This is a genomic window from Gordonia phthalatica (assembly GCF_001305675.1).
GTDB lineage: Bacteria > Actinomycetota > Actinomycetes > Mycobacteriales > Mycobacteriaceae > Gordonia > Gordonia phthalatica.
This window is the reverse complement of sequence record NZ_CP011853.1, coordinates 20,488-44,019: the sequence shown is the minus strand read 5'-3', so window position 1 is coordinate 44,019 and position 23,532 is coordinate 20,488. Positions and strand designations below refer to the sequence as shown.

The following is a 23,532-nucleotide window of genomic DNA, read 5'->3' as shown; positions in this document are numbered from 1 at the left end:
GGGTACTAGGTTGCCTTGACGGTAACCAGTAGGTCTGGGGAACCATAATTGGCATGACGGCTACGACTGCGATCGGATACGAGAAGAACCTCCCCGCCACCGACCCCGAGGCGCTGACCGCCCGCGAGGTCGAGGTGCCCGAACTTGGACCGCATGACTTGTTGGTCGAGGTCGAGGCGGTCTCGGTGAACCCGGTCGATGTGAAACTGCGGGAAGGCGCTCCTGCGAACGGGTTCAAGGTGCTCGGCTTCGACGCCGCCGGTACGGTGCGCGAGGTCGGCTCAGCGGTGACGCTGTTCGCTCCGGGTGACGAGGTGTACTACGCGGGCAGCATCGACCGGCCAGGTACGAACCAGCGCCTGCATGTTGTGGATGAGCGGATTACGGGGCGCAAGCCGCAGGTGCTGTCGTTTGCCGACGCTGCTGCGCTGCCGCTGACGGCGATCACCGCCTGGGAGACCCTGTTCGAGCGGCTCGCCCTTACCGAGGACTCGACCGGCACCCTGCTGGTGATCGGCGCGACCGGCGGAGTCGGATCGATCATGCTGGCACTGGCCGACGCGCTCCTGCCGAACGTCACCGTGATCGCCACCGCCTCCGACGATGAACGCTCCGCCTGGGTGCGCAACCTGGGCGCGGAGCATGTGGTGAACCACCGCGACGACCTGGCTGAGCAGGTGCTCGCCGTCGCGCAGGATGGCGTGGACTGGCTGTTCACCGCGCATTCCGCGGGGCAGATCGAAACCTATGCGCGGATCGTTCGAGCGTTCGGGCATATTGTCGCCATTGACGACGGTCCGCGCGACGTGTTCCCGCTCAAGGGCAAGAGCATCGCTTGGCACTGGGAACTGATGTTCACCCGTCCGCTCAGGCAGACCCCGGACATGATTGAACAGCACCAGCTCCTGAACACTGTCGCTGACCTTGTAGATCAGGGCCGCATCCGCACCACGGCCACAACGACACTCGCGCCGATCTCACCGACCACACTCCGCGAGGCGCACGAGTTGGTCGAGAACGGCCGCACAGTCGGCAAGGTCACCGTCCACAGATGGGAGTAGACTGAAACCGCGCGCACGCGCATGTTCACAGGCGAGTGCGTTTGCAGAACCTCGGCTAGCCGAGTTCGAGTTCCTCACGCACGTACTTCGCGGGCAGCACGAGAGCCTTGCCGTGGGGCTTGTCGCTGCGCCCCAGCCGCCGTACCGCCAACGAGCCGTCGTCGTAGCGATGCATGACTTGCCAGCGGTCGCCGTTCTTGACCCAAGCCCTGCCCGTGGATAAGCGGCGGTCGTTGAGCCGGGTGACGACAAGATCGCCGACGCCTGCGGTGGTGCCGTCGTGCAGACGCAGGCCGTCTGCCTCAACATGCCCGGTCTCGATGAGGTCGGCGCGGGCGCGCTCGTTGAGCTGGGCGACCATCTCGCCGGTGCCCGCGATCATCAGTGTGCGCAGGCCCGCGTCGCGGTCGCTGCGCCACGCCTCGTAGATCGCATCGAGCATCGTCTCGGCGTCACCGCCCGCCAGTCTGCCCCGCTCCTGGTACTCGTCCAGCGCATCGGTGCGTCCGTGTCGCAGGCCGAGGCTGGCGCTCTTCTCCCACTCCTTGGCGAAGCGTCTCACGTCGGTGAGTTCGGGAACGCTCTGCCGGTGACGCACGAGCATCCCGAACGCCCCGCCCGTCTCGACCGCGCTCAGCTGCGCCCAATCGCCGATGAGCACGACCTTGGCTCCGACCTCGGCGGCGTGCGCGGCGATGCGACCGAGCGCGAGAGTTCCGGCAAGGGAGGACTCGTCCACGAGCACGAGCTGCCCGGCTTCGAGCTTCCAGCGCCCTTTGGCGTGCTCATAGAGGAACTTCGCGGTGTTCTCCGCCCGCACGCCGAGCGAGTCACTGAGCACTTCGGCAGCAGCCGCCGACGGCGCGAGGCCGATCACCGAGTCGCGCCCGTGCCCGGCTGTCCACGCCCGGTGCAGGGCACGGAGCGCGGTGGTCTTGCCGGAACCAGCGGGGCCGACCAGCAGATCGAGGGTCAGCCCGGAACGGGCGATGCGAGTGATAGCGACGGCCTGGTCAGGGTCAAGCCGGACGCCCCTGATCTTGCGAGAGGTATGCCGCGCGACGAGCCGCGCCGTCAGTGAGGGGCCACCGTCATCTTGGCTGTGTGCGAGGAGCCGCCGTTCGGCGTCGAGGATGTCTTGGCTGGAGTAGGCGATCTGATCGACCGGCTGGAACCTGTTGCCCTCACCCTCGACGTAATGAACGGGTACGGTGCGGTCGTAGTCCGGGGTGAGCCGCAGCGATCCGGCTTCGGCGTGCGCGAGGATCTGGTCGAGCACCCGGAGACGGTCGCCGGTGGTGGCGAACCGGACGCCCATGATCTGCCGCATCGTCTCGGCGTGCAGGTTCCATCGCCCCCAGGTTGCGCGCCGGTTCGCCACGCTCATCAGCACCACCGAGGCGAGATCCTCGATCTGCTCCAGCCTGAGATCGTCCGCACGCAGCCTCGCCTCGGTCGCACCCCGGTCAAGCAGGTGCTGCGCCCACGTGGGTGCGTCCTCGCCGAGCACGACCTCGGCACGCGCCCGCCAGTCAGCGGTCAGGTCGGCCAGCGGGTGCAGTTCTTTCTCACGCCTCGTCTCCAAGGTCGCCTGCTGCCGCAGCTTCGCAATCATCGCCGCTGAGGGTTGCCGCCCATGCTCAGTGACGTACTGCTCGATCAGCCGGTTCTTAACCTGTTCGATGCCCGCCGCGCCGTCGCTGCCTCCGGTGGTGCGACGGGAGAACTCTGCGATCAAAGCCGCCGGTACGCCCTCGATCTCCCAGCCGGTGTTGCGGTCCTTGCCCCGGTCGACGGGCACCCACGTCACGCCGAGCAACCGCGCGGTGTGATCGGTGACAAAGCCGTTGTACGACTCCGAGAGAGCGACAGCGGCCTTATGCAGGCGGCGCGAGTCGAGGGTGCGCCAGCGCCCATCCTGACCCTGCACCTTGTTCGACACGACCACATGCGTATGCAGTTGCGGGTCTGCTGCCCTGCTGTCGTAGTGGTCGAACGCCGTGGCGATCACCCCGACGATCGGCATCTGCGCCACACCGCCTCGGCCGACCCGAGTCACCGCAACGCGATCCTCCAGCAACGCGATCGTGTCGCGCATCGCGGCGTGATGCGCCTGCGCAATCAGAGCTTGCGTACCCGCGTCGGCCACGCCCCAGATCGCGCTCACCGACTTCGGCGGAGAGAACGTCAAGTCGAACCCCGCAACGGCGGTGCGCGGCTTCTTCGCAACCTCCTCCTCACGAATGCGCTGCACCACTTGCTCGCGCTCCTCGCCACACAACTCGGGGTCGAGGCGCGCAATCCGGGCCGCAATCCGCTCGCGCGGGGGCTGCAACGAGGGGAACCGGGTGCCGAGCCGTTCGCCGGTGACCGGGTGGATGCTGTCGCCCAGGAGCCGGGCCAGGTGCTCCTCGGTCACCGTGTCGCCCTCGGCCAACGCTGGGGTGCGCCCGTTGTCGAGGCTCATCAGGCCGGTGCCGACCCAGGTGCCGGGCGGAGAGCCTGTCTCCGTGTAGTACCGGGTCAGCGGGCTACTCATCTCGCGGTCGCCGTCGCCGACGACGACCGACTTCAGCAGGTACTCGTAGCCCTTGCCGGACGACATGACCCGGATGGTCATAACCACGACGGCCCCTCCCCGAGACCGCTACGGGAGGGGCGATCTCGGGGGTCAGGTGCGCGCGCAGCGCGCGGCTCGCACTCTTAGTGCCAGACGTGTGGAGGGCTGAAGCAGGCCGCTACTGGCACCGCGCATCACGCGCTGGTGAGCGAACGAACGAAGACCTGATAGGCGCGCATGGCGAACTATTTATCACAGGTGTGATAGTTTGGAGCTATGGCTCATCTTGATGTCGCCTCGGTGGCGTACACGCTGGCGGATGGTCGCCCGCTGCTACGCGACGTCTCGCTCAGCCTGGGGGCGGGTGAGCGGGTCGCCGTGATCGGCGCGAACGGCGCTGGAAAGAGCACACTGCTTCGGATCGTCACGGGCGAACTCTCACCGGACTCCGGCGCGGTGACTCGTGGCGGCAGTTTCGGCGTGATGCGTCAGTTCGTCACGGGCGCGACGGTCAGCGAGTTGCTGCTGTCGGTCGCGCAGCCTGTGATCCGCGATGCCGCCGCACATCTCGCTCGCTCTGAGGTCGTGATGAAAGAGCAGGGCACTACCCAGTCGCAGATGGCGTACGCGGCGGCTGTCGCCGCATGGGGCGAGGTGGGCGGCTATGACACCGAGGTGTTGTGGGATGTCTGCACGGTCGCCGCACTCGGAGTGCCGTTCGAGCGGTGTCGCGACCGGTCGTTGTCGACGTTATCGGGTGGTGAGCAGAAGCGGCTTGCGCTGGAGGCGCTGCTGCGCGGCCCGGATGATCTGGTGCTGTTGGATGAGCCGGACAACTCGCTGGACGTGCCGGGCAAACGCTGGTTGGAAGAGCAGTTGCGCGCGACGGACAAGGGCGTGCTGTATGTGAGTCACGACCGTGAGCTGCTGGCACGGACCGCGACCTCGATCGTGACACTGGAGCTCGGTGCGGCGGGCAACACCGCGTGGACGCATCCGGGCGGATTCGACACCTACCACCGCGCGCGGGAGCAGCGGTTCGAGCGGTTGGACGAGCTGCGCCGCCGCTGGGACGAAGAGCACGCGAAGCTGCGCTCGCTCATGCTCATGTACAAGCAGAAGGCCGCTTACAACTCTGACATGGCCTCCCGGTATCGGGCAGCGCAGACCCGGCTGACGCGGTTCGAGGAGGCCGGGCCTCCAGAGGAGCAGCCTCGCGAGCAGCGCCTTCAGATGCGGTTGCGCGGGGGGCGCACCGGGAAGCGGGTGTTGACCTGCGAGGCGCTGGAGCTGACGGGTCTGATGCGTGCGTTCGATTTCGAGGCGTACTTCGGTGATCGGGTCGCGGTGCTCGGCTCGAACGGGTCGGGCAAGTCGCACTTCTTGCGCCTGCTCGCGGCCGGGGGCACCGACCCTGCCCCGGGGCAGGAGCCCGTGACCGACGCGAGGATCGAACCCGTGCCGCACCGGGGAGCAGCACGGCTCGGTGCGAGGGTTCGGCCGGGATGGTTCGCTCAGAATCGCAGCCGCCCCGACCTCGCGGGCCGTGCACTGCTGGACATCCTGCACCGCGGTGATGAGCACCGCACCGGCCTTCCCCGAGAGGACGCCTCGCGGGTGCTTGCCCGCTACGAACTGGCGACGTCCGCCGAACAGCACTTCGACTCGCTTTCAGGAGGACAGCAGGCGAGGTTCCAGGTGCTGCTGCTGGAACTCGGTGGGGCGACGATGCTGCTGTTGGACGAGCCGACCGACAACCTCGACCTCGTCTCCGCCGAAGCCCTCCAGCACGCGCTCGGGGCGTTCGAGGGCACGGTGCTCGCCGTGACGCACGATCGTTGGTTCGCACGTGACTTCGATCGTTTCCTCATCTTCGGAGCCGACGGGGACGTCTACGAGAGCAGCGAGCCCGTGTGGGACGAAGCCCGCGTCACCAGGGAGAGGAAGTAGGAGTCATGCCAGCACGGATCGATCCGGAGGAACGGCGTCAGCAGGTGATCGAGGCGGCGTTCCGCCTCGTGGTGGCCGAGGGCATCGAGGGTGTGTCGCTGCGGAAGGTGGCCGATGAGTCCGGTCTAAACATCGGCTCGGTGCGGCACTACTTCGACGGACATCACGATCTGCTCACCGCCGCGGCGGAGGAGGCGGGCGCCCGGATGGGTCGCCGTCTCGCTGCCCATCCGGCCGAAGGACTGCGCGGGCTCACCGGTGAGGCGGCACTCGACGCCCTGCAAGCCCTGGTCGAGGCGGTCATGCCGGTCGATGAGCCGCGTCGTGACGAGGCGATCGTGGTGGTCGAACTGATCATGGCGTCCCGGACCATGCCGGTGTTCCGCGCAATGTCCGCGCGCATGGCCGCCGACCTCGCTGCTGTCTTACGCGAAGCGCTCGACTTCCTCGACGTGCCTGACGTTGACCTCGCTGCGGCGCAGCTCGCCGCCGTGATCGGCGGGCTGACGCTGGACACCGTGACGCCGCACGGCGATCTGAGCGTCGAACGCATGCGAGCCGTCCTACGGGCGCATCTGCGGATGCTGCTCGCGAAAGCGTGTCCTGGGTGATGCGTATGCCTGCGTGGTTGTTCACACTGCTGGCCGCTGCGTTCGTGCTCTACACCGACGACTACGTGATCGCCGGGATCCTGCCTGAACTCGCGGCCGATCTGGGGGTCGCCGAGGGACAGGCCGGACAACTGGTCACCGTGTTCTCCCTGACCGTCGCCATTGCTGCACCGGTCGCGGCAGTCGTTCTCGCGGCGGTGCCACGGCGGAGACTGTTCACGACCGCGTTGCTTGCCTTCATCGCCGCGAACGTCGCCGCCGCGGCCACTGATTCGTTTGCGGTGTTGACGGTGCTGCGCGTTGCCGCTGCGTTGGCGGCAGCGGCGATGACTCCGGCACTGTTCGCGTTCACCGCCCGCCACGCACCAACGCAGAAGGTCGGCAGGTACCTCGCCATCGTCTCGCTCGGCGTCACGGGATCAATCGCAGCCGGAGTGCCGCTTGGCACCTGGATCGGCGGCGTCCTCGGCTGGCGAGCGACCTTCGCGACGATGGCCATCGCAGGGGCTCTCGTCCTCGTCCTCGTGCTCAGCACGCTACCCCGCTCCGAGGGAACCGACGACACTCCACGGCTGGCCGAGCAGTTCCGCATCCTGCGGCGAGCTCCGATCTCACTCGGATTGATGGCGAATTGCCTGCTCATGACCGGCTCGATGATGATGCTCACCTACCTCGCCCCCTACCTGGCCGAGACCACTACAGCAGGCATCGAGGAACGCGCACTCGCCTTCAGCCTGTCCGGGATCGCCGGCATCGTGGGCATCTGGCTCGGTGGGATCGCTACCGACCGCCTCGGTGCGGATCGAACCCTGCTGATCGGTATCGGCACGATCGTTGCCACGATGATCGTCCTCTGGGTGCTCTGGACAGCCAGACCCGCTCCACTGCCGCTCGTGCTGGTCGTCGCGACGCTGTGGGGCGGTATGGCGTTCTGGAACTCCCCGGCAATCCAAGCCCGCCTGCATCACCTCGCCGGTCCGGTCTCCGGGCAAGCGCTGGCGCTGAACACTTCCGGCACCTACCTCGGAGTGTCCATAGGAGCTGCGACAGGAGGCAGCATCCTCTCCGTCGCAGGGGTGGGCGCGCTTCCCCTTACGGCAGCAGGCTTCGCCGTTTCGGCGCTTCTATTATTGGCATTTGTTTCCCGAAGCAAGCTCGTCCCTGTACCGGCAGCCGATGATGATTAGGCCATGCCGTGCAGTTCTTTCGCCCGCTTACGGCGCGCACTCAGGCGGTGCACCGTCCTGTGGGGCCGGTGGCCTATGACTGTGTGAAGGTCATCGTCGTCCGCGACGGTTCCGCATTTGTGTTCAGTGAATTCGGTCGGCAGCCGGTCAAGTCCGGTGATGTGATCTTGCTGGGCGCAAACGTGCTGGCAGGATCGGAGCCTGAGGGACACATCACCGTGACCACGATCTATCTCGACACTGACTATGTGCTCGACCAGGTGCGCTGGCAATACGCTGCATTCCTGCACGACCGGCTTGACGCGCGAGGGCTCGCAGAGACGATCTATACCGAACCCTCGCAGTTGCTCCGACTCGGCGAGGATCGGGCCGAGATGATGATGCCGTGGCTGGATGAGTTGGTGGCACTTAGCGTCGATGGCGACTTCGTGAGCCACTACTACCGGATGCAGGCGCTGTGGTTCCAAATCGCATACGTCATCGCCCCGTTTGTCAAAGTCTCGCCTGTGCGCATTTCACCCTCGCAGCGTGCGCATATCCGGCCCACGTTGCCTAGGGATCGTCGCTTTACACCGTTGCGCATTGAAGTTCGGAGGGCCGCTACCTTGCTGCGGGAGTACCCTGCAAGGCGGTGGACGCTGGAAGACCTTGCTACAGAGGTTCACCTGTCGCCGTCGCGGCTGTCCAGCGTGTTCGTGGAGGCGTACGGCAAAACCCCGTTGGCGTTCCTGACGATGATCCGCGCCGAACATCTCGCAACGCTGTTGCGAGAGACTGATCTGACCGTCACCGCCGCGATGCAGCAAGTGGGCTGGCGCTCGCGCTCCCACGCCACCCGCTTGTTCCGTCAGTACGTCGGTGTCAGCCCCGGCCGCTACCGCACGATGGGCATGCAGAGCGTCTGAACGTTGTGCCGGATCTGCCAACTCTGTGCCGCTTCTCCCAGATCATCGGTCTCTCTCCGTTCGGAGCCCGGATGGGCTGGTAGGCCGGTAGGGACTCGTCGGGTTCTTCGAGAAGCCTGACGGTCATCGTCTCGCTTCCTTGTCCGTCGTGTCTTCTTGATCCTCCCGACGTACCTCACGGTCGTAGGGCCACCCAGTGAGGGTGGCATCCGGTGAGAGGGAGGTCCGGTGATGGCTGAGGTACGCGACGCTCACGCGGCGAAGGATGTGACCGCGTGCCGGGCCTCCGCGGTCGCGGCGGTCTTCTCTCGGCTCGACGAGGGCGTGCCGTTGCCTGTGGTCGCGCGTGAGCTGGCACGGCTTGGTGTGCCGGTGTTCTCGTGCGCGCCGGGTGGGAAGCGTCCGATTCCCAGGCGCGGCTTTCATGAGGCGTCTGTCGACGCCGAGCAGGTGGAGGCGTGGTGGCGGCAACGGCCGACTGCGAATCTCGCCATCCCGACCGGCGTGGCTTCGGGCGTGGTGGTCGTGGATGTTGACGTGCATGGCGTCAACGGATACGCCGCGTTCGGACGTGCAGCGCATGCGGGGCTGTTGCCTGAGCCGTTCGCGGTGGTGAGCACGCCGACCGGAGGAAGGCATCTGTACTTCCCGGCTCACGCCGAGCGGGAGCAGCGGTCGTGGCAGGTGGGCCGGGCGGGCATCGACTTCCGGGGCGACGGTGGCTACATCATCGTGCCGCCCTCGCAGCGCGCGGTCGGTAGCCGCCGGATGCTGTACCGGGTTGAGACTGTGGCCAGTGGCCCTGCCGTGCCGTTGGCGGCGCAGAGGCTGCGCGACTTCCTCGACCCGCGCGCGATGTACGTGCCCGCGCCCGTGCCGCTAGGCGGGTGGCCGCTGGATGTTGCCCGGCTCGCCTCGCAGGTAGCGCGCAGACCGGAGGGCGAACGCAATCTCGGGCTGTTCAAGGCCGCGTGCCGGATGGCTGAGCACGGTCATCCTCCCGGTGAAGCGCTCGATGCGCTGGGCCCGGCAGCGGGTCAGGCCGGGCTGGGTGAGCGGGAAATCACTCGGACGGTCGGCTCGGCGTATCGCCATGTCAGAACTTACGGCCCGCGTCGTCGCGCCCCGGTACGTCAGGCGGGCGACGAGTTCGCCCGTGCCGAGCCGCCGGTTGCTGCTCCGGTGAGTGGTCGGGGGTTGTGATGAACGCGCGACGGCCTGCAAGGGGTTGGGCGGTGGTGACGGCTGCGACCGGCACCGTGCTGATCGGTATCGGCGCGTTCTGGTTGTCGTTCATGGCGCTGGCCGACCTCGCGGCCCGGTCGGGCATCGCAGCAGGGCAGGCGTGGATCTGGCCGCTGCTGGTCGACGGCCTGATCGTGGTCTCCACCATCGCGGTCGTCGCCCTCGATGGACGCTCTGGTGCGTGGTATCCGTGGGCGCTGCTGATCTGCGGGGCGCTGGTGTCGGTCGCCGCGAACGCCCTGCACGCGATCGTCGCAGCCGAGACAAGCGTTCCCAGTGTGCTCGCGGCGACCGTGGCGGCGGTGCCGCCACTGGTGCTGCTGGCCAGCACGCACCTCACCGTCGTCTTGACCCGCTCGACCTCCACCCCGTCCAGCACGACGGGAAAGTCGCCCGAGCTGCCCGCCGTGACCGAATCCGAGCCGGAATCGGCAATCGGTCCAGAACAGGATCCAGCCCCCGAGCCGGAGTCCGAGGTGGTGCTCGGTCGGCGTGAACGCGCCGTCCGGTTGCGGGAGGCGGGCTGGTCGAACAAGGCAATCGCCGACGAACTCGGCGTGCACGCCTCGACTGTGGGGCGCTGGTTCACCCCGCCGGTCGAGGAACCGGAAACCACAACAGAGATGGAGACAACATGACGAACATCGACCCGCGAGAGCAGGCACGAGCGCACGAGGATGCGCCCGAGCCGGACGCATCCGACGACCGCGGCAAGGTGCGGCAGGTGCCCGATGCAGTCGCCGCCGCCGACATCACCAAGCGCAAGAACACCACGGCCGAGACCGACGAGATCGCCGAGGCAGCGGAGGCTGAGGGCGCGGGGATCGAGCAGAAGCTCGAGGAACACCGGGCGCGCGGCATCGAGTGGGTGCGGCCCACCGACCTGATCTCCCGTGGCAGCGCATCGCTGGCCGGGCGGGGCATCGACCTGGAGGTCGAGATGGCCCGCAAGGCCCGCGCGCCGATGGTGGACGGGCTGAAGAGCCTCGGCGGCCGGGCCAGGCGGCTGTCGCCGCTGTCGGCGTTCGGGCACGGTGCCCGGCATCACGCACCGACTCGAGCTGCGGTCGGGAAGTCGTGAAGCGGTGAACCGTGATGACTCGACCACGAACGCCCGCCCACCCCCGACACGCTGGCCCTCCCTGTGCACCTTGCCGCCAGGAGGTGCCATCATGACGACCCGCACGACCTTCGCCGAGCCGGAGGACTTCACCCGCAGCGAGGGCCTACGTGCTCTGCTGAACCGCCTGTACGAGGGCGGTCCCGGCGCGTGGCAGCACGATCCGGTCGCCGCCGACCTGATGGTCTACGCCGCAGAGAAATACGGGGCGCTGGCCCGTAAGCACGGCCTGGACCCGTGGGAAGCAGCCAGTGCCGCGTTCGATGTGATGCGCACCAAGGCCGCTCGCACCGCGGGCGACCCGTGGGGTGTGGTGACCCACGCGGTGCGCATCACCTGCATCGCCGAGGAACGCGGGCAGGGTCTGCTGTGCTCGACGCATCAAGCCCGGCGTCCGCACATCTCCGCGTTCCACGACGCCGAACGCCTCTCGGATCGGGAGAACCCGCTGACGGACTACCACGCCGCGTTCCACGTCACCGACCCCGACCCTGGCGAATCCGACTCCACCAACACTCATGAGCCAGCGGGCGCGACGGTGTGCTGCTCGGCAGATTCCGCGGTGGAGGACGCCATCGCCCTGTTCACGCTGCTGGGCTGGCCGGCGCATGTCGCCCGCGCCGGGGTCGAGCACGTCTGTCAGGCGCTCGCCGGTGCGGGCAGCCGCCAGAGCGCCTATGAAGCGCTGCGCCGCGACAAGCACGCCCGCGCCCTGCTGGATGTGAACAGCACCGCATGGACGGCATTGCTGAAAGCGCTGCTCGGGCACCCCAGCCCGGCCTATGCCGCGACCGCCGCCGGACGCGGCATCCTGCTGCGGTTGCTGATCGGCGAGAGCCTGCGCGCGCTGCTGCGCGACGACGACCTGGTGCTGTTGATCTCCCTCGCGGCCCCGAAACACCGGGGCCGGTCATGAGCAGGCACACCGGGCACATCGAACTGGACCGCACCGTCGACTCGATCATCGTCGGCAACCGCCACCGCACCGACCTGGGCGACCTGACCGCGCTGGCCGAGTCCATCGAACGCGACGGGCTCCTGCAACCGCTCACGGTCACCATCGACGGGGTGTTGGTGTGTGGTGCGCGGCGGCTGGCGGCGATCAAACAGTTGGGCTGGCGCACGGTGGGCGTGTGGGTGCGCTCGGGCATCTCGGACAGGCTCGGGCACCTGTTGGCCGAGCAGGACGACAACATGCTCCATAAGGACCTCACCCCGATCGAGGCCACTGCCCTGTATCGAGAGCTGAAAGCGCTCATCGCGGAGGACGCCGCCCGCAATGAGGCGACGACCCGGTTCTCCGCGGAGCATCAACCGCGGTGGAACGGGCTCGCAAAGTTTGCGAGCCCGTTGGACAGTCCTGTCGGTGACTCTCGGCGGCAGGCGGCAGCGATGATTCCCGGTGGTGCTTCGCACACCACGCTGGAGAAGATCGACTACCTGCACCGGATCACCGAGGACCCTGACTCGCCTCCTGTGCTGCGCGCACAGGCTCGTGAGGAACTCGACCGGATCAATGCCGGTGGCCCCGTGCACCCCGCCTACGAACGCATCCGCGCCGTGCTCGCCGAAGCGAGCAGCCAGAAGCCTGACCTGGAGGCGGCCGCGCGTCAGGCCCTCGCCCGTGCCCGCGCCGCGCAGAGCAAGCCCGACCCGCCCACATCGACGGAGGAAAGCACGCCCGTGAGGTGGCCGGTGCGCGCGTTCGTCGCCACCTGGACGGAACTTACCGACTGGTGGACGCACTACGACGCCGAGCTGCTGGCCTCCGAGCTGACCGATGAGCAGATCGCTTCGTTCGTGGCCACCGCTGAGGGCACCAGCACCTTCGCCGACGAGCTGCGCACCGCACGGCAGTCGCTGAGCACCCCGCGCAGGCACCTGCGGGCGCTCTGACCCGCGCCTGTGTGCGGACGGCGCACCTGGAGGCATGAAGACGACTCCCGATGACCCCGCCCGCACCCGCCGCCGACTGATCTCCCTCGTCTGCGCCGGTATCGCGTTCCTCATCCTGGCAGTGATCGGGGTCTACGGGCTGGTGACCGGCCCGAACGACTCCGACACGCGACCTGAGACGCCCGTGTCACCGATGCCGACCGAACCGGACCCGCTGACCCCGCGGCTGCCTCGCATCGCCGCGTCCACCGATCCCGAAGCCTTCGCCCGCGATGCCGCGCACGCGCTGTTCACCTGGGACACCACGAGCGGGTTCCTGCCGCTGGACTACACCGCGGTGCTGCTGGAGGTGAGCGACCCGACCGGGAACGAGCAGGCAGGGCTGGCCTCGGACATCGCCTCCTACCTGCCGTCGCGGGATGCCTGGGTTCAGCTGCGCCAGTACAGCACGCGTCAGCACCTGAACATCACCGACGCCTACGTGCCCGAGCAGTGGGCGCAGGCGGTCGAGCAGGCCCGGCCCGGTCAACTCCCGGTCGGGGCGAGTGCGATCACGATCGAGGGCACCCGGCACCGCGAGGGCATCTGGAACGACGAACCCGTGACTTCGCAGCACCCGGTGGCGTTCACGATCTTCCTTGCCTGCCCACGCGAGGACGACCCGCCGATCAGTAACCAGAGCGAGACCGGCCAGCCGGATGCGGGGGCGGCCGGGTCCTGCTACCTGCTGCGCCTGTCGATGCTCGACCAGCCGCTGCGGTAACGAGACAGGAGGCATGACGATGAAGAAGGCAGGCCTCGCGCTCGCACTGCTGCTCATGCTCGGCCCGTTCATCGGCCTGGTCGGGATCGGCGTGCTGATGAACCCGGCAGCGAACGCCGCGTGCACCATCGACGGCACCGGCATCACAGTCGGGAACGTGCCGGACTCGTTGACCGTCACCACCGCGAACGGTGAGACCTTCACGCTGAACCGGCAGCAACTCACGCACGCGGCCACCATCATCGAGATCGGCTCGGGCATCGAGGGGGTGGGGCGCGACGGCATCCAGATCGCGCTGATGGCCGCGCTGACCGAATCCACGTTGCGGATGCTGTCGAACACCTCCGCCTACCCCGAGTCCGCCGACTACCCGAACGACGGCGACGGCTCCGACCACGACTCGCTCGGCCTGTTCCAGATGCGCCCGGCCTCGGGGTGGGGAACGGTCGCCGACCTCATGGACCCCACCTATCAGGCGCGGGCGTTCTACGGCGGCCCGACCGGCCCCAACCACCCGTCGCCGCGCGGCCTGCTCGACATTCCCGGCTGGCAGCAGATGAGCAAAGGCGAGGCGGCCCAAGCCGTCGAGGTCAGCGCCTACCCCGACCGGTACAACAACTACGAGCCGGTCGCGCTGACCATTCTCACTACGCTCACCGGCTCCGGCGGCCCCGTCACGGCCAGCCACGCAGCGCAGCCGGTCACGGTCGCCTCGGAGGTCACCGAGACCACACGGGTGGTGTTCCCGCTGCCGGAGGGCACCTGGGTCGCCACGTCTCCGTTCGGGCCGCGTATCCACCCGATCACCGGCGAGGAGTCCTTCCACACTGGCGCGGACTTCGCCGCCCCGGACGGCACCCCGATCCTCGCCGCCGCCTCCGGCACGGTCACGGTCGCGGAGTTCTCCGGCGGCTACGGGGGCCTGGTCGTCATCGAGCACCGCATTGGCGGGCAGACGGTCGCCACCGCCTACGCGCACTCCTGGCAGCACGGCATCCACGTCTCCGCAGGCGATCAGGTGGTGGCCGGGCAGCACATCGCCGACGTCGGCTCCAGTGGCATGTCCACCGGCCCGCATCTGCATTTCGAGGTCCGTGACGGTGGCACGAACGGCGAGTACATCGACCCCGCCGCGTGGCTGAACCAGCACAACGCCGCTGACCTCCCCGAAGCCGAGCTCGGGCCACCCGACGGCTGCGAGAACACCACCAGCCTGGCCGGTGACCCGGCCCCGTTCGGCGGCGACGACCCGAACCGGATGGTGGACGACCCGACCTCGACCGGGCAGATCACCGCCCGGATGTTGCACCTGTACGAGGAGACCATCGCCGCGTTCCCCGACACCGGCTGGGGCTGCTACTCGCCCCGCCCGGGCACCCAGTCAGAGCATCCCGTCGGCAGGGCGTGCGACCTGACCTTCGGCAACGCGATCGGTCAATACCCGACTGCCGAGCAGCTGGCCTACGGCTGGCAGGTCACCGAGTGGATGCAGACCCACGCCGAGAGGCTCGGGGTGGAGTACCTGATCTGGCAGGGCAAGATCTGGTCGCTCTCCCGCGACTCCGAGGGCTGGCGGCCCTACAACGGGGGCGGGATGCACGACCCCGGCAACGTGACCGGAGGGCACTACGACCACCTCCACGTCACGGTCGGATAGGCGGCCGGTCATGGATGTGTTTCCCGACTTCGACGGGCTGGCCGGGATCAGCGACCTACGGGAGGTCGTGGGTGCGTTGCTGATGTTCGCGCTGGTGATCGCGGTGTTGATGCTGATCGTCTCGGCGATCATCTGGGCGGTCTCATCCAGCACCGGCAACTATGCCGCCGCCGCCAAGGGCCGTGTCGGGGTGCTGGTCTGTCTCGGTGGTGCAGTGCTGGCTGGGGCCGGTGTCGCCTGGATGAACTGGCTGATCGGCATCGGTCAACAACTCTGACCCTCTTCGGCTTCTGAGCGCCCGCCCCTCTTCGGGGCGGGCGCTGTGGTGTGTGGGAGCGGGGCGCACCTGTCGGCAGAACCACCCATCGCTTCGTGAAGGAGAACTGCCGTGATCGACATCGACCCCAACTCCAGCGGCCTGCCCGGTATCGAGCAGCTGCGCATCATCGTCGGCGCAGTCATGACCGTCGGGCTCATCCTGTCCGTGCTGGCGCTGATCGTCTCGGCGATCATCTGGGCTTACGGCGCGAACTCGTCCAACCCGCATCTGGCGGGCAGGGGCAAGATCGGCGTCTTGATCTCCTGCGGAGCCGCCGTCGTCTGTGGCGCATCGGTGACGCTCATCAACTTCTTCTGGGGCGTCGGCCAAGCCGTCTGAGACCCATCCATCCCCTTCGACCCGAGGAGGTCCGTGATGGGTGTGTGCGATATCCCCGTCATCTCCAGCGTCTGCGACGTGGCCGGTGAAGCCGCCGCGACCCTGATCTCGGCACCGTTCGACTGGCTCGCCTCCGCGATGGGAGCCGCCGCCGGCTGGATGTTCGAGGCCGTCTGGACGGTGTTCGACACCACCACGATGGTCGATGTCACCAGCAGCGAGTACGTGGCGGTCTACAACCTGATCTTCGGGATCGCGGTGTTCGTGATGCTGCTGTTCTTCTGTTTGCAGCTGATCACCGGAATGGTCCGCCGGGAACCCGCCGCTCTCTCCCGCGCCGCCCTGGGGCTGGCCAAGAGCGTCCTGGGTTCCTTCGTGGTCATCACCCTCGTCGCGCTGTTGCTGGAGATCACCGACCAACTCGCCATCGGCATCATCCAAGCAGGCGGTGAGACCACCGAGACGATGGGCGACAAGATCGCCATCCTCGTGGCCGGGTTGACCGCCCTGAACATCGGCGCGCCCGGGGTCGGCGCGATCCTGACGATCTTCCTCGCAGCCCTGGCTATCGCTGCCGCCGCGATCGTCTGGCTGTCCCTGCTGGTGCGCAAGGCCCTCCTGCTGGTGGCGGTGGTGCTGGCCCCCTTCGCGTTCTCCGGCGCCTCCTGGGACGCCACCCGCGGCTGGATCTCCAAATGGGCGATGTTCGTGATCGCGCTCATCCTCTCCAAGCTCGTACTGGTGGTGATCCTGCTAGTCGCCGTCACCCAGGTCTCGGCCCCCATCGACGGTGACCTGTCGAACATCGCCGACCCGCTGGCCGGGATCGTGCTGATGGCGCTGGCCGGGTTCGCCCCGTACATGACCTACCGGTTCCTGTCGTTCATCGGCTTCGACCTCTACAACTCGATGGGCACCGAACAGGAAGCCAAGAGCGCCCTCAACCGCCCCGTGCCGACACCCGGCAAGCCGCAGGGCGGCGACCCGAAGAAGGTCCTCGACGACGGCGGCAACGGAGGCGGCAAGAAGTCCGGCGGCGCAGAGACGGGCGGTGGCCCGAACCCGAAGCCGACAACCCCGTCGTCCTCAGCGGGCAGCGCAGGCTCTGGGACAGGCGCGGGCGGGTCTGGCGGAGCCGCCGGTGGCGGTGCGGCAGCCGGTGCCGGTGGTGGTGCGGCAGCGGCGGGGCCGATCGCTGCCGGGGTGGTGCTCGGAGCCAAGGCGATCAAGGCAGCCGCCACCGCCGGCCCGAAAGCGGGCCAGGCGCTCGCCGGTCAAGCCGACCAAGCGGCCTCCGGTGCCGAGCAGCCGGGGCAGGCGCCGGTCACCCCACACGCGCCGCCGCCCTCGCAGCCGCTGCCGAAGACCCCGAACGATTCCCCGCCACCGCCGAAGCCGACCAAGGAGTGACCTGTCATGTCCAGCACTGAAACGGCCCACGAGCGCGGCGGCGAGTTGGTGCCCGTGAAGTTCAGCCGACTCACCCGCAGAGGGATCCTGCTCGGCCTGTCGCTATCGCAGCTGATCACCCTCGGCGTCGGCGGGGCGAGTCTGGTGGCCGCGTTCTACGGAGGCGGGGGTGCCCTGTTCGCCATCACCGCGCCGATCTGGGTGCTCGCCGCCGCGATCACTTGGATTCCGGTCGCGGGCCGCCCGCTGGTCGAATGGCTGCCCGTTACCTGCTGGTGGCTGTGGCGCACCACCGGCGGGCAACTCGCCTACCGACGCAGGATCGTCACCCCACGCCCTGCCGGGACGCTCGCGCTGCCCGGCGACATGGCGAGGCTGCGCGAGTACACCGACCCCGAGACCGGGGCCGGAATGGTGCACGACCCCACAGCCGGAACACTCACCGTCGTCACCGAGATCAGCCATCCCGCGTTCATCCTGCTCGACCCCGGCGAGCAGGAACGCCGCGTCACCGCGTGGGGCCGAGTGCTGGCCACCGTGTGCCGTTCGGGACGTATCGCCACGCTGCAAGTGCTGGAACGGACGCTGCCAGACTCTGGGCAAGGCCTGGCCGAATGGTGGGCCACGCACGGCACCGCCGACGGCTCGTGGGCGGCGACGACCTATCAAGAGCTGATCGACCGAGCCGGGCCCGCCGGGGAACGCCACGCGACCACCCTGTCTCTGAGCCTGGACATGCGTGCTGCGGCCCGCCAGATCCGCACCGCGGGCGGCGGCATCAAGGGCGCAGCCGCCGTGCTGCGACAGGAGATGAGCACCTTCTCGGCGGCCCTGCGCTCAGCAGACCTGACCAGCAAAGGCTGGCTCGGCACCGGGCAGATCGCGGTCATCCTGCGCTCGGCGTATGACCCGGCGATCGCCGCGACACTGGAACGCCACGGCGAACTCGGGCACGACCTCGCCACCGCCGGGCCGGTCGCGGTCACCGAGTCGTGGGGGCATCTGCGCAGCGACTCGGCCTACCACTGCGTCGTGTGGATCTCGGAGTGGCCGCGCTCGATGGTGCATCCGGGATTCCTCTCGCCCGTGCTGCTCAGTAGTGGCATTCACCGTAGCTTCTCGCTGCTCTGCACGCCGCTGCGCACCGATCAGGCTGCCCGCGACATTCGCCGCAAGAAGACCGAGTACATCTCCGACGCTGCCCAGCGGGCCCGGATCGGGCAGATCGAGGACGCCTCGCAGACCGCCGAGTACCACGACGTGCTGCAGCAGGAAGCCGACCTGACCGCCGGACACGGCGTGCTGCGTTACACCGGCCTGATCTCCGTGTCCGCCGACTCGCTCCCCGAACTGGAGGCGGCGGTCGCGGCGATCGAGCAGGCCGCGATTCAAGCCTCGTGTGAGACCCGCGTGCTGGTCGGCCAACAGGCCCAGGCGTTCACGGCCGCCGCGCTGCCGCTGTGTCGCAAGGTCTGACCCGCCCGGCGCACCTCGAAGCCACCCCCAACTGATTCACCTGGAGGCCCGACATGCCCACGTTCAACGATCCGTCCGCCGACGCTGCCGAAGCCCGGCAAGCGTTGCGAGGTCTCGCGCACGCCAGCAGGCGTATCGATAACCCCGACGAGCTCTACGGCATCGTCGGGGAACTGCTTGGCGCGACCCGCTCGCTCGAGCAGTCGCTCATCCAACTCGGCGGGGCCAGCCTCACTCATCAGACGCGCGCGACGCACGATGACGGCGACCGGAACCTCGGCGCTGCTGACGCCTGGGCCGCCGCCGACGCACTCCAGCAGGCTGCACGGCACGTCAGCGCATCCGAAACGCTCCTCGATCAGGCTTCCGGTCACCTGGGTCGTATCGCCTGGGACCCGCCTCAGCGGGACCGCACCGGCCCGGCCCAGGATGCCGCCACCGCCGACGCCGCACAGCAGGCGCTCGATGAGCGCCGGAACCGGGTGCGCGGCGACGGGTCATGGTTCACCCCTGACCGCATCGCGGACATCAAGCGCAACCGAGGGCTGGAGCGATGAGCCCGCGGGAGGAGGAGAAGCTGCACGCCTCGGTACTGGTCGCCCCCGCGAAAGAGCGACGACGCTACCGCAAGCAGCGCCACCAGGCCGCGAACCAGCTGCACCACGAACAGCGGCAGCGGAAGATCGCGGAGACCAAGGCCCGCGCCGAAGCGGAGAAGGCCGAGCGCGCCGCCCGCCAGTATCTGCCCGCCGCGGGCGAACCCGGACCGGCGATGCTGCGCACCCCGGGACGCTTCCACCTGCCCCGGCACCAAGACACCTCCGCCACCTTGTCGGGCGCGTACCCGTTCGTCGCCGAGGGCGGCCTCGGCTCCTCCGGCGTGTTCGTCGGCCAGGACCTCTACTCCGGCGGCAGCTTCGTCTACGACCCCTGGGTGCTCTACGCCAACGGCATCATCACCGCACCCAACATCGTCCTGGCCGGGATTGTCGGCTCCGGCAAGTCCTCGCTCGCCAAGTCCCTCTACACCCGCAGCCTGCCGTTCGGACGACGCGTCTACGTGCCCGGCGACCCGAAAGGGGAACACACCGCCGTCGCCGAAGCTGTCGGAGGCCGGGCCATCGCACTCGGGCACGGCATGGCCAACAGGCTCAACCCCTTGGACGAGGGCTACCGGCCCACGGGCTTCACCGACGCCGAGTGGGAGAGCACCGTGGCCGCGCGTCGCCGCGACCTGATCGGGGCGCTGGCCGAGGTCGTCCTGGGTCGTGCGCTGACGCCGCTGGAGCACACCGCAATCGATACCGCGCTGACCGCGACGGTGCGGGAGAACTCGGTGCCGATCCTGCCGATGGTCGTCGAGCGCATCCTCAATCCTGCTGATGACACCGACGGCAGGCTGGCCGAGGACGGCCGCATCGTCGGCCATGCGCTGCGCAGGCTGGTTGCCGGAGACCTCGCCGGGCTGTTCGACGGCCCGTCCACGGTGCGGTTCGATCCGACACTGCCGATGATCAGCCTCGACCTGTCCCGGGTCACCGAGAACTCGACACTGATCAGTGCGCTGATGACGTGCTGCTCGGCGTGGATGGAGTCAGCGCTGCTGGACCCGGCAGGCGGGCAGCGGTGGGTGATCTATGACGAAGCCTGGAGGCTCATGTCGCACCCGTCGCTGCTCAAGCGGATGGACGCGCACTGGCGACTCGCCCGGCACTACGGCATCGCCAACGCCCTCATCTTCCACAAACTCACCGACCTGGAGAACGTCGGCGACTCCGGCAGCGCCATGCGCTCGCTCGCCAACAGCCTCCTCGCCAACGCCGAGACCCGCATCATCTACCGGCAAGAGTCCGACCAGCTGGGCGCCACCGCCAAGACGCTCGGCCTGACCGCCACCGAACGCAAGCTGTTGCCCTCGCTCGGGGTTGGGCAGGGTCTGTGGCGCATCAAGGAGCGCAGTTTCGTCGTGCAGGCACAACTGCATCCTGCTGAGTTGGAATTGTTCGACACGAGCGCTCGGGCATCGGGTCTGGCTCCCGATGGGAGTACCCCGTGAACCGCCGCGAGCCGGGTGACGCACCTGTTCGGCATGAGACACAAGACACTATCTGACTCTGGACCCGCGACGATGCCGCGCTATGAGATCGAGGGGCGCGCGTTCCTGCCTGGTGAAACCATCGGCGTCGCCATCTTGCTCCGGAACGCCGAGGCCGACGGGCATGGCGAGGCTCGGGTGTTCCTCAATGCTGCTGAACTCCCTTCTGGCTGCGAGGGAGTCGTGCTGTTCGGGTATGACTCCGGAACGCTCTACTACGAAGACCCGCGCTGAGGGCGGACCGCCCGCGCCAAAACTCCGACCCGGCCAGGACACGACGGGTGCACCTGGCGGGTATGAGAAAGCTCCCCACCCACGCTCCTGCTTCCGCGCCGGTGTCGATGCCGGTAATCCGTCTGACCGTGCACGGCGACGGCACGATGAGCGCCACCGTCGACGGCGAACCCCTCACCCCGCCGAGCGCGGAGGGGGTGTGGCGGCGTGGCTCGTTCGCGCGGATCGTCGATCAGGTCACCGCGGATCGGATGATCCCAGCCCGGGTCGAGGTCACCGAGGCAGATGGCTCCACGTTCACCGACATCATCACCGCCACCGCCCGCAAACACACTCCCGCCCCGGCACCGCCAGTACCCGAACTGGCCGAGCGGCCCCGGCTGCGGGAGGTCACCGGGGAAGGGTTCGTGCCCGGTGAGGACGTCGCGGTATGCCGCATCATTCGGCACACCGACGCCACCGGGACCGGCGCTGCCCGCGCGCTCATAGACCTGGCCCGCGACCATCTCGACCCAGGCGACGACGTGGTGCTCATCGGCCGTTTCTCGGGCACGCTCGTGGTGCGGAGCCTGTCATGAGCGGCTCTGCGCCGAGTAGGCAGTCCGGGTCCTTCGGGGACGAGTTGACCAACGCCGCCATGATCGCCCTGATCGGGGTGTTCGCGCTCGCGCTCCTGCTGCGCGGGGCCGGGTCGGTCGCGGCGTTCCTCACCGGAACCGCCCAACCCGCTGCCGGTCCTGCCGCAGGGGTCGGAGTGCTGTTCAACCCCGGCGACCCAGCGACCGCGCTGGAGGCAGACGGCCTGAATGTCGTTGCCTACTGGATCGTCGCCGCAGTCCTGCTCGGCCTGCTGGCTGGGGCGATCACCTGGGTCCGGACGCTGCTGCGCCGTCAGTCACGCAAGAGTGCGACCGACCCGCACCGGCTTCCCGGCACAGCCACGAAACACGACGTCGCCCAGGCCGCCTCCACCAAGGCGCTGATGAAGCGGGCCGGGAACCTCCGTCCCTCGCTGGAGCGCCCGGCACCGGCCGATGTGGGCTACCGGATCGGCACCGCGCGCGGGCTGGAGGTGTGGGCCAGCGTCGAGGACTCGGTGCTGGTCATCGGCCCGCCGAGAAGCGGCAAGTCTCTCCAGGTCCTCGTGCCGTCGATCTTGGACGCCCCCGGCGGGGTGGTGGCGACCTCGACCCGGCCGGACAACCTCACCGCGAGCCTGCGGGCGAGGCAGCGGATCGGCCCGACCGCGGTGTTCGATCCCCAGCATCTGGCCGAGGGCATCCCGGCCGGGCTGCGCTGGTCACCGATCAGAGGCTGCGAGGACCCGCTGACGGCGATGATCCGCGCCACCGGCCTCGCCTCGGCCACCGGCCTGTCCTCGGGCGGCGTGGAGGGCGGCGGGTTCTGGGAGGGCAAGACCCGTTCGGCGTTGCAGGCGCTGCTGCATGCCGCTGCGATCGACCACCGGCCGCCCGCGGAGTTGTTCCGGTGGACGCTCGACCCGACCGCTGCTGCCGATGCGGTGGCGATCCTCGCGAACAGCCCGCGGGCGGCGGGCGGGTGGGCTGAGTCGCTGGAGGCGATGATCGACGCCGACCCGCGCACCCGCGATTCCATCTGGCAAGGCGTCTCCCTCTCCCTGAGCGCCCTAGCTGACCCGCGCGTGCTGGATGCGGTCTCACCGGGTGAGGGTGAGGACTTCGACCCGGAGCAGTTCATCGCCGAACGGGGCACCCTGTACCTGCTGGCCACCGGCGCGGGAGCCGGAGCTTCTGCGGCACTCGTGGCCGCGTTCGTGGAAGACCTCGTGGAAGCCGCCCGCCGTGTCGCTGCCCGCTCACCGGGTGCCCGCCTCGACCCGCCGCTGCTGCTGGCGTTGGATGAGATCGCCAACCTCAGCCCGCTCCCGTCGCTGCCGACGCTGATGTCGGAGGGCGGCGGCACCGGGATCACCGCAATGCCGGTGCTCCAGTCGCTCGCGCAGGCCAGGGACCGGTGGAGCGAGAACCAGGCGAACGCGATCTGGGACGCCGCAATCACCAAGATCGTCCTCGGCGGGGCATCCAACAGCCGGGATCTGCAAGACCTCTCCGCGTTGATCGGGGAACGCGACGAGTACACCGATTCGACGACGATCGGTGATCACGGCACCCGGTCGAACCAGCGCTCGATCCGGCGCGTGCCGATCATGCCGCCCGAACGCATCCGAACGTTGCCGTTCGGCACCGCGGTCACGCTGCTGCGCTCGGCCCCGCCGATCATCACCGACCTGCGGGCCTGGACGAAGCGAGACGACGGCGACCGACTGAAGTCCGACCGCGCCGAGATCGAGGCGCTGCTGCAACGGGGCACGCATGGCACCTGAGCCGCACCTCTCTGACCGACCGCCTGCCCGTGGCCGCGAGCGTCGGCCACGGGCAGCAATGACGGCACGCGTGTAGTGGAGGTGATCGCTGATGGCCAGACGCAGGAAAGCACCACCAGGACAGCTCGAGTTCGACCTGTGGGGTCTTGGCGAGCAGACCGCCGAGGAACGTCTCAGCGACACAGCGACGACCGATGGCTCACCGGAGGGGGCAGAACGTGAACAAGTACGGGACGCAGGCGATGCGGTATTGGAAGAGGCACGCGCCGGAGCGGTACAGGCGGATCGAGAACCCGACCCGCTTCTTCACCGAGCTGGGTCTGGAAGCGCAGGGCCAGA

At 68.5% G+C, this 23,532-nt stretch carries 22 protein-coding genes; 21 read left to right on the top strand and 1 reads right to left on the bottom strand.

What is annotated here, in order from left to right; genetic code table 11:
• The first annotated feature begins 53 nt into the window (after positions 1–53).
• Positions 54–1,061, top strand: a complete 1,008-nt coding sequence (locus ACH46_RS00190; RefSeq protein WP_024476678.1) for a zinc-binding alcohol dehydrogenase family protein — start codon at positions 54–56, stop codon at positions 1,059–1,061.
• 55 nt (positions 1,062–1,116) lie between these two features.
• Here ACH46_RS00190 and mobF read toward each other — a convergent pair whose 3' ends face one another.
• Entirely contained in the window at positions 1,117–3,666 is a 2,550-nt protein-coding gene (mobF, locus tag ACH46_RS00185; RefSeq protein ID WP_226995706.1) for a MobF family relaxase, read from the bottom strand.
• Between the two features lie 231 nt (positions 3,667–3,897).
• On the opposite strand from mobF, the gene ACH46_RS00180 reads away from it, so the two are divergent.
• From ACH46_RS00180 to ACH46_RS00085, 20 genes are all read left to right on the top strand, one after another.
• A complete protein-coding gene (locus tag ACH46_RS00180) occupies positions 3,898–5,571 on the top strand; it encodes an ABC-F family ATP-binding cassette domain-containing protein (protein WP_062391168.1) in 1,674 nt (557 codons plus the stop codon).
• A gap of 5 nt (positions 5,572–5,576) precedes the next feature.
• On the top strand, positions 5,577–6,182 hold the full coding sequence (locus tag ACH46_RS00175) for a TetR/AcrR family transcriptional regulator (RefSeq protein WP_062391167.1): 606 nt from the start codon (positions 5,577–5,579) through the stop codon (positions 6,180–6,182).
• A gap of 5 nt (positions 6,183–6,187) precedes the next feature.
• Positions 6,188–7,369 (top strand): MFS transporter, encoded by a 1,182-nt coding sequence (locus ACH46_RS00170; RefSeq protein ID WP_062394781.1) that lies wholly within the window; start codon positions 6,188–6,190, stop codon positions 7,367–7,369.
• An 8-nt stretch (positions 7,370–7,377) separates the two neighbouring features.
• Positions 7,378–8,274 carry a helix-turn-helix transcriptional regulator gene (locus ACH46_RS00165; protein ID WP_062391166.1) on the top strand — a complete coding sequence of 299 codons (897 nt, stop codon included), beginning with the start codon at positions 7,378–7,380 and terminating at the stop codon, positions 8,272–8,274.
• A gap of 231 nt (positions 8,275–8,505) precedes the next feature.
• Positions 8,506–9,477, top strand: coding sequence for a bifunctional DNA primase/polymerase (locus tag ACH46_RS00160; protein ID WP_062391165.1), 972 nt, complete (start codon positions 8,506–8,508; stop codon positions 9,475–9,477).
• A gap of 56 nt (positions 9,478–9,533) precedes the next feature.
• On the top strand, positions 9,534–10,157 hold the full coding sequence (locus ACH46_RS00155; RefSeq protein WP_236995109.1) for a DUF2637 domain-containing protein: 624 nt from the start codon (positions 9,534–9,536) through the stop codon (positions 10,155–10,157).
• Complete coding sequence (locus ACH46_RS00150; RefSeq protein ID WP_062391163.1) at positions 10,154–10,600, top strand: hypothetical protein; 447 nt, start codon at positions 10,154–10,156, stop codon at positions 10,598–10,600. Before ACH46_RS00155 ends, ACH46_RS00150 begins: the two co-directional genes overlap by 4 nt.
• 91 nt (positions 10,601–10,691) lie before the next feature.
• The gene (locus tag ACH46_RS00145) at positions 10,692–11,555 is read left to right on the top strand and encodes a hypothetical protein (RefSeq protein ID WP_062391162.1); all 864 of its coding nucleotides are present in this window, start codon (positions 10,692–10,694) and stop codon (positions 11,553–11,555) included.
• A complete protein-coding gene (locus ACH46_RS00140; RefSeq protein ID WP_062391161.1) occupies positions 11,552–12,535 on the top strand; it encodes a ParB N-terminal domain-containing protein in 984 nt (327 codons plus the stop codon). The genes ACH46_RS00145 and ACH46_RS00140 overlap by 4 nt, the downstream gene beginning before the upstream one ends.
• A 34-nt stretch (positions 12,536–12,569) precedes the next feature.
• Complete coding sequence (locus ACH46_RS00135) at positions 12,570–13,298, top strand: hypothetical protein (protein ID WP_062391160.1); 729 nt, start codon at positions 12,570–12,572, stop codon at positions 13,296–13,298.
• 13 nt (positions 13,299–13,311) lie between these two features.
• Positions 13,312–14,955: a M23 family metallopeptidase gene (locus tag ACH46_RS00130; RefSeq protein ID WP_082399272.1), complete on the top strand. Its 1,644-nt coding sequence runs from the start codon at positions 13,312–13,314 to the stop codon at positions 14,953–14,955.
• Positions 14,956–14,965: 10 nt separating this feature from the next.
• Positions 14,966–15,232 (top strand): DUF6112 family protein, encoded by a 267-nt coding sequence (locus ACH46_RS00125; protein WP_062391159.1) that lies wholly within the window; start codon positions 14,966–14,968, stop codon positions 15,230–15,232.
• A gap of 111 nt (positions 15,233–15,343) precedes the next feature.
• Positions 15,344–15,613, top strand: a complete 270-nt coding sequence (locus ACH46_RS00120; RefSeq protein ID WP_062391158.1) for a DUF6112 family protein — start codon at positions 15,344–15,346, stop codon at positions 15,611–15,613.
• Between the two features lie 36 nt (positions 15,614–15,649).
• Positions 15,650–17,023, top strand: a complete 1,374-nt coding sequence (locus ACH46_RS00115; RefSeq protein ID WP_062391157.1) for a conjugal transfer protein TrbL — start codon at positions 15,650–15,652, stop codon at positions 17,021–17,023.
• A gap of 6 nt (positions 17,024–17,029) precedes the next feature.
• Entirely contained in the window at positions 17,030–18,499 is a 1,470-nt protein-coding gene (locus tag ACH46_RS00110) for an SCO6880 family protein (RefSeq protein ID WP_062391156.1), read from the top strand.
• Positions 18,500–18,552: 53 nt separating this feature from the next.
• On the top strand, positions 18,553–19,056 hold the full coding sequence (locus ACH46_RS00105; RefSeq protein WP_062391155.1) for a hypothetical protein: 504 nt from the start codon (positions 18,553–18,555) through the stop codon (positions 19,054–19,056).
• Positions 19,053–20,555, top strand: a complete 1,503-nt coding sequence (locus tag ACH46_RS00100) for a VirB4 family type IV secretion system protein (RefSeq protein ID WP_062391154.1) — start codon at positions 19,053–19,055, stop codon at positions 20,553–20,555. Before ACH46_RS00105 ends, ACH46_RS00100 begins: the two co-directional genes overlap by 4 nt.
• Positions 20,556–20,627: 72 nt before the next feature.
• Entirely contained in the window at positions 20,628–20,828 is a 201-nt protein-coding gene (locus tag ACH46_RS00095; RefSeq protein WP_062391153.1) for a hypothetical protein, read from the top strand.
• Between the two features lie 146 nt (positions 20,829–20,974).
• Positions 20,975–21,406, top strand: a complete 432-nt coding sequence (locus ACH46_RS00090) for a hypothetical protein (RefSeq protein ID WP_226995705.1) — start codon at positions 20,975–20,977, stop codon at positions 21,404–21,406.
• Complete coding sequence (locus ACH46_RS00085) at positions 21,403–23,193, top strand: type IV secretory system conjugative DNA transfer family protein (RefSeq protein ID WP_062391151.1); 1,791 nt, start codon at positions 21,403–21,405, stop codon at positions 23,191–23,193. The genes ACH46_RS00090 and ACH46_RS00085 overlap by 4 nt, the downstream gene beginning before the upstream one ends.
• Positions 23,194–23,532: the final 339 nt, after the last annotated feature.

What these genes read in the sequence shown, in the direction of transcription:
- ACH46_RS00190 (WP_024476678.1), top strand. Translation starts at nt 54, where the DNA reads ATGACGGCTACGACTGCGATCGGATACGAGAAGAACCTCCCCGCCACC.
- mobF (WP_226995706.1), bottom strand. Translation starts at nt 3,666, where the DNA reads ATGTCGTCCGGCAAGGGCTACGAGTACCTGCTGAAGTCGGTCGTCGTC.
- ACH46_RS00180 (WP_062391168.1), top strand. Translation starts at nt 3,898, where the DNA reads ATGGCTCATCTTGATGTCGCCTCGGTGGCGTACACGCTGGCGGATGGT.
- ACH46_RS00175 (WP_062391167.1), top strand. Translation starts at nt 5,577, where the DNA reads ATGCCAGCACGGATCGATCCGGAGGAACGGCGTCAGCAGGTGATCGAG.
- ACH46_RS00170 (WP_062394781.1), top strand. Translation starts at nt 6,188, where the DNA reads ATGCCTGCGTGGTTGTTCACACTGCTGGCCGCTGCGTTCGTGCTCTAC.
- ACH46_RS00160 (WP_062391165.1), top strand. Translation starts at nt 8,506, where the DNA reads ATGGCTGAGGTACGCGACGCTCACGCGGCGAAGGATGTGACCGCGTGC.
- ACH46_RS00150 (WP_062391163.1), top strand. Translation starts at nt 10,154, where the DNA reads ATGACGAACATCGACCCGCGAGAGCAGGCACGAGCGCACGAGGATGCG.
- ACH46_RS00145 (WP_062391162.1), top strand. Translation starts at nt 10,692, where the DNA reads ATGACGACCCGCACGACCTTCGCCGAGCCGGAGGACTTCACCCGCAGC.
- ACH46_RS00140 (WP_062391161.1), top strand. Translation starts at nt 11,552, where the DNA reads ATGAGCAGGCACACCGGGCACATCGAACTGGACCGCACCGTCGACTCG.
- ACH46_RS00135 (WP_062391160.1), top strand. Translation starts at nt 12,570, where the DNA reads ATGAAGACGACTCCCGATGACCCCGCCCGCACCCGCCGCCGACTGATC.
- ACH46_RS00130 (WP_082399272.1), top strand. Translation starts at nt 13,312, where the DNA reads ATGACGATGAAGAAGGCAGGCCTCGCGCTCGCACTGCTGCTCATGCTC.
- ACH46_RS00125 (WP_062391159.1), top strand. Translation starts at nt 14,966, where the DNA reads ATGGATGTGTTTCCCGACTTCGACGGGCTGGCCGGGATCAGCGACCTA.
- ACH46_RS00115 (WP_062391157.1), top strand. Translation starts at nt 15,650, where the DNA reads ATGGGTGTGTGCGATATCCCCGTCATCTCCAGCGTCTGCGACGTGGCC.
- ACH46_RS00110 (WP_062391156.1), top strand. Translation starts at nt 17,030, where the DNA reads ATGTCCAGCACTGAAACGGCCCACGAGCGCGGCGGCGAGTTGGTGCCC.
- ACH46_RS00105 (WP_062391155.1), top strand. Translation starts at nt 18,553, where the DNA reads ATGCCCACGTTCAACGATCCGTCCGCCGACGCTGCCGAAGCCCGGCAA.
- ACH46_RS00100 (WP_062391154.1), top strand. Translation starts at nt 19,053, where the DNA reads ATGAGCCCGCGGGAGGAGGAGAAGCTGCACGCCTCGGTACTGGTCGCC.
- ACH46_RS00095 (WP_062391153.1), top strand. Translation starts at nt 20,628, where the DNA reads ATGCCGCGCTATGAGATCGAGGGGCGCGCGTTCCTGCCTGGTGAAACC.
- ACH46_RS00090 (WP_226995705.1), top strand. Translation starts at nt 20,975, where the DNA reads ATGAGCGCCACCGTCGACGGCGAACCCCTCACCCCGCCGAGCGCGGAG.
- ACH46_RS00085 (WP_062391151.1), top strand. Translation starts at nt 21,403, where the DNA reads ATGAGCGGCTCTGCGCCGAGTAGGCAGTCCGGGTCCTTCGGGGACGAG.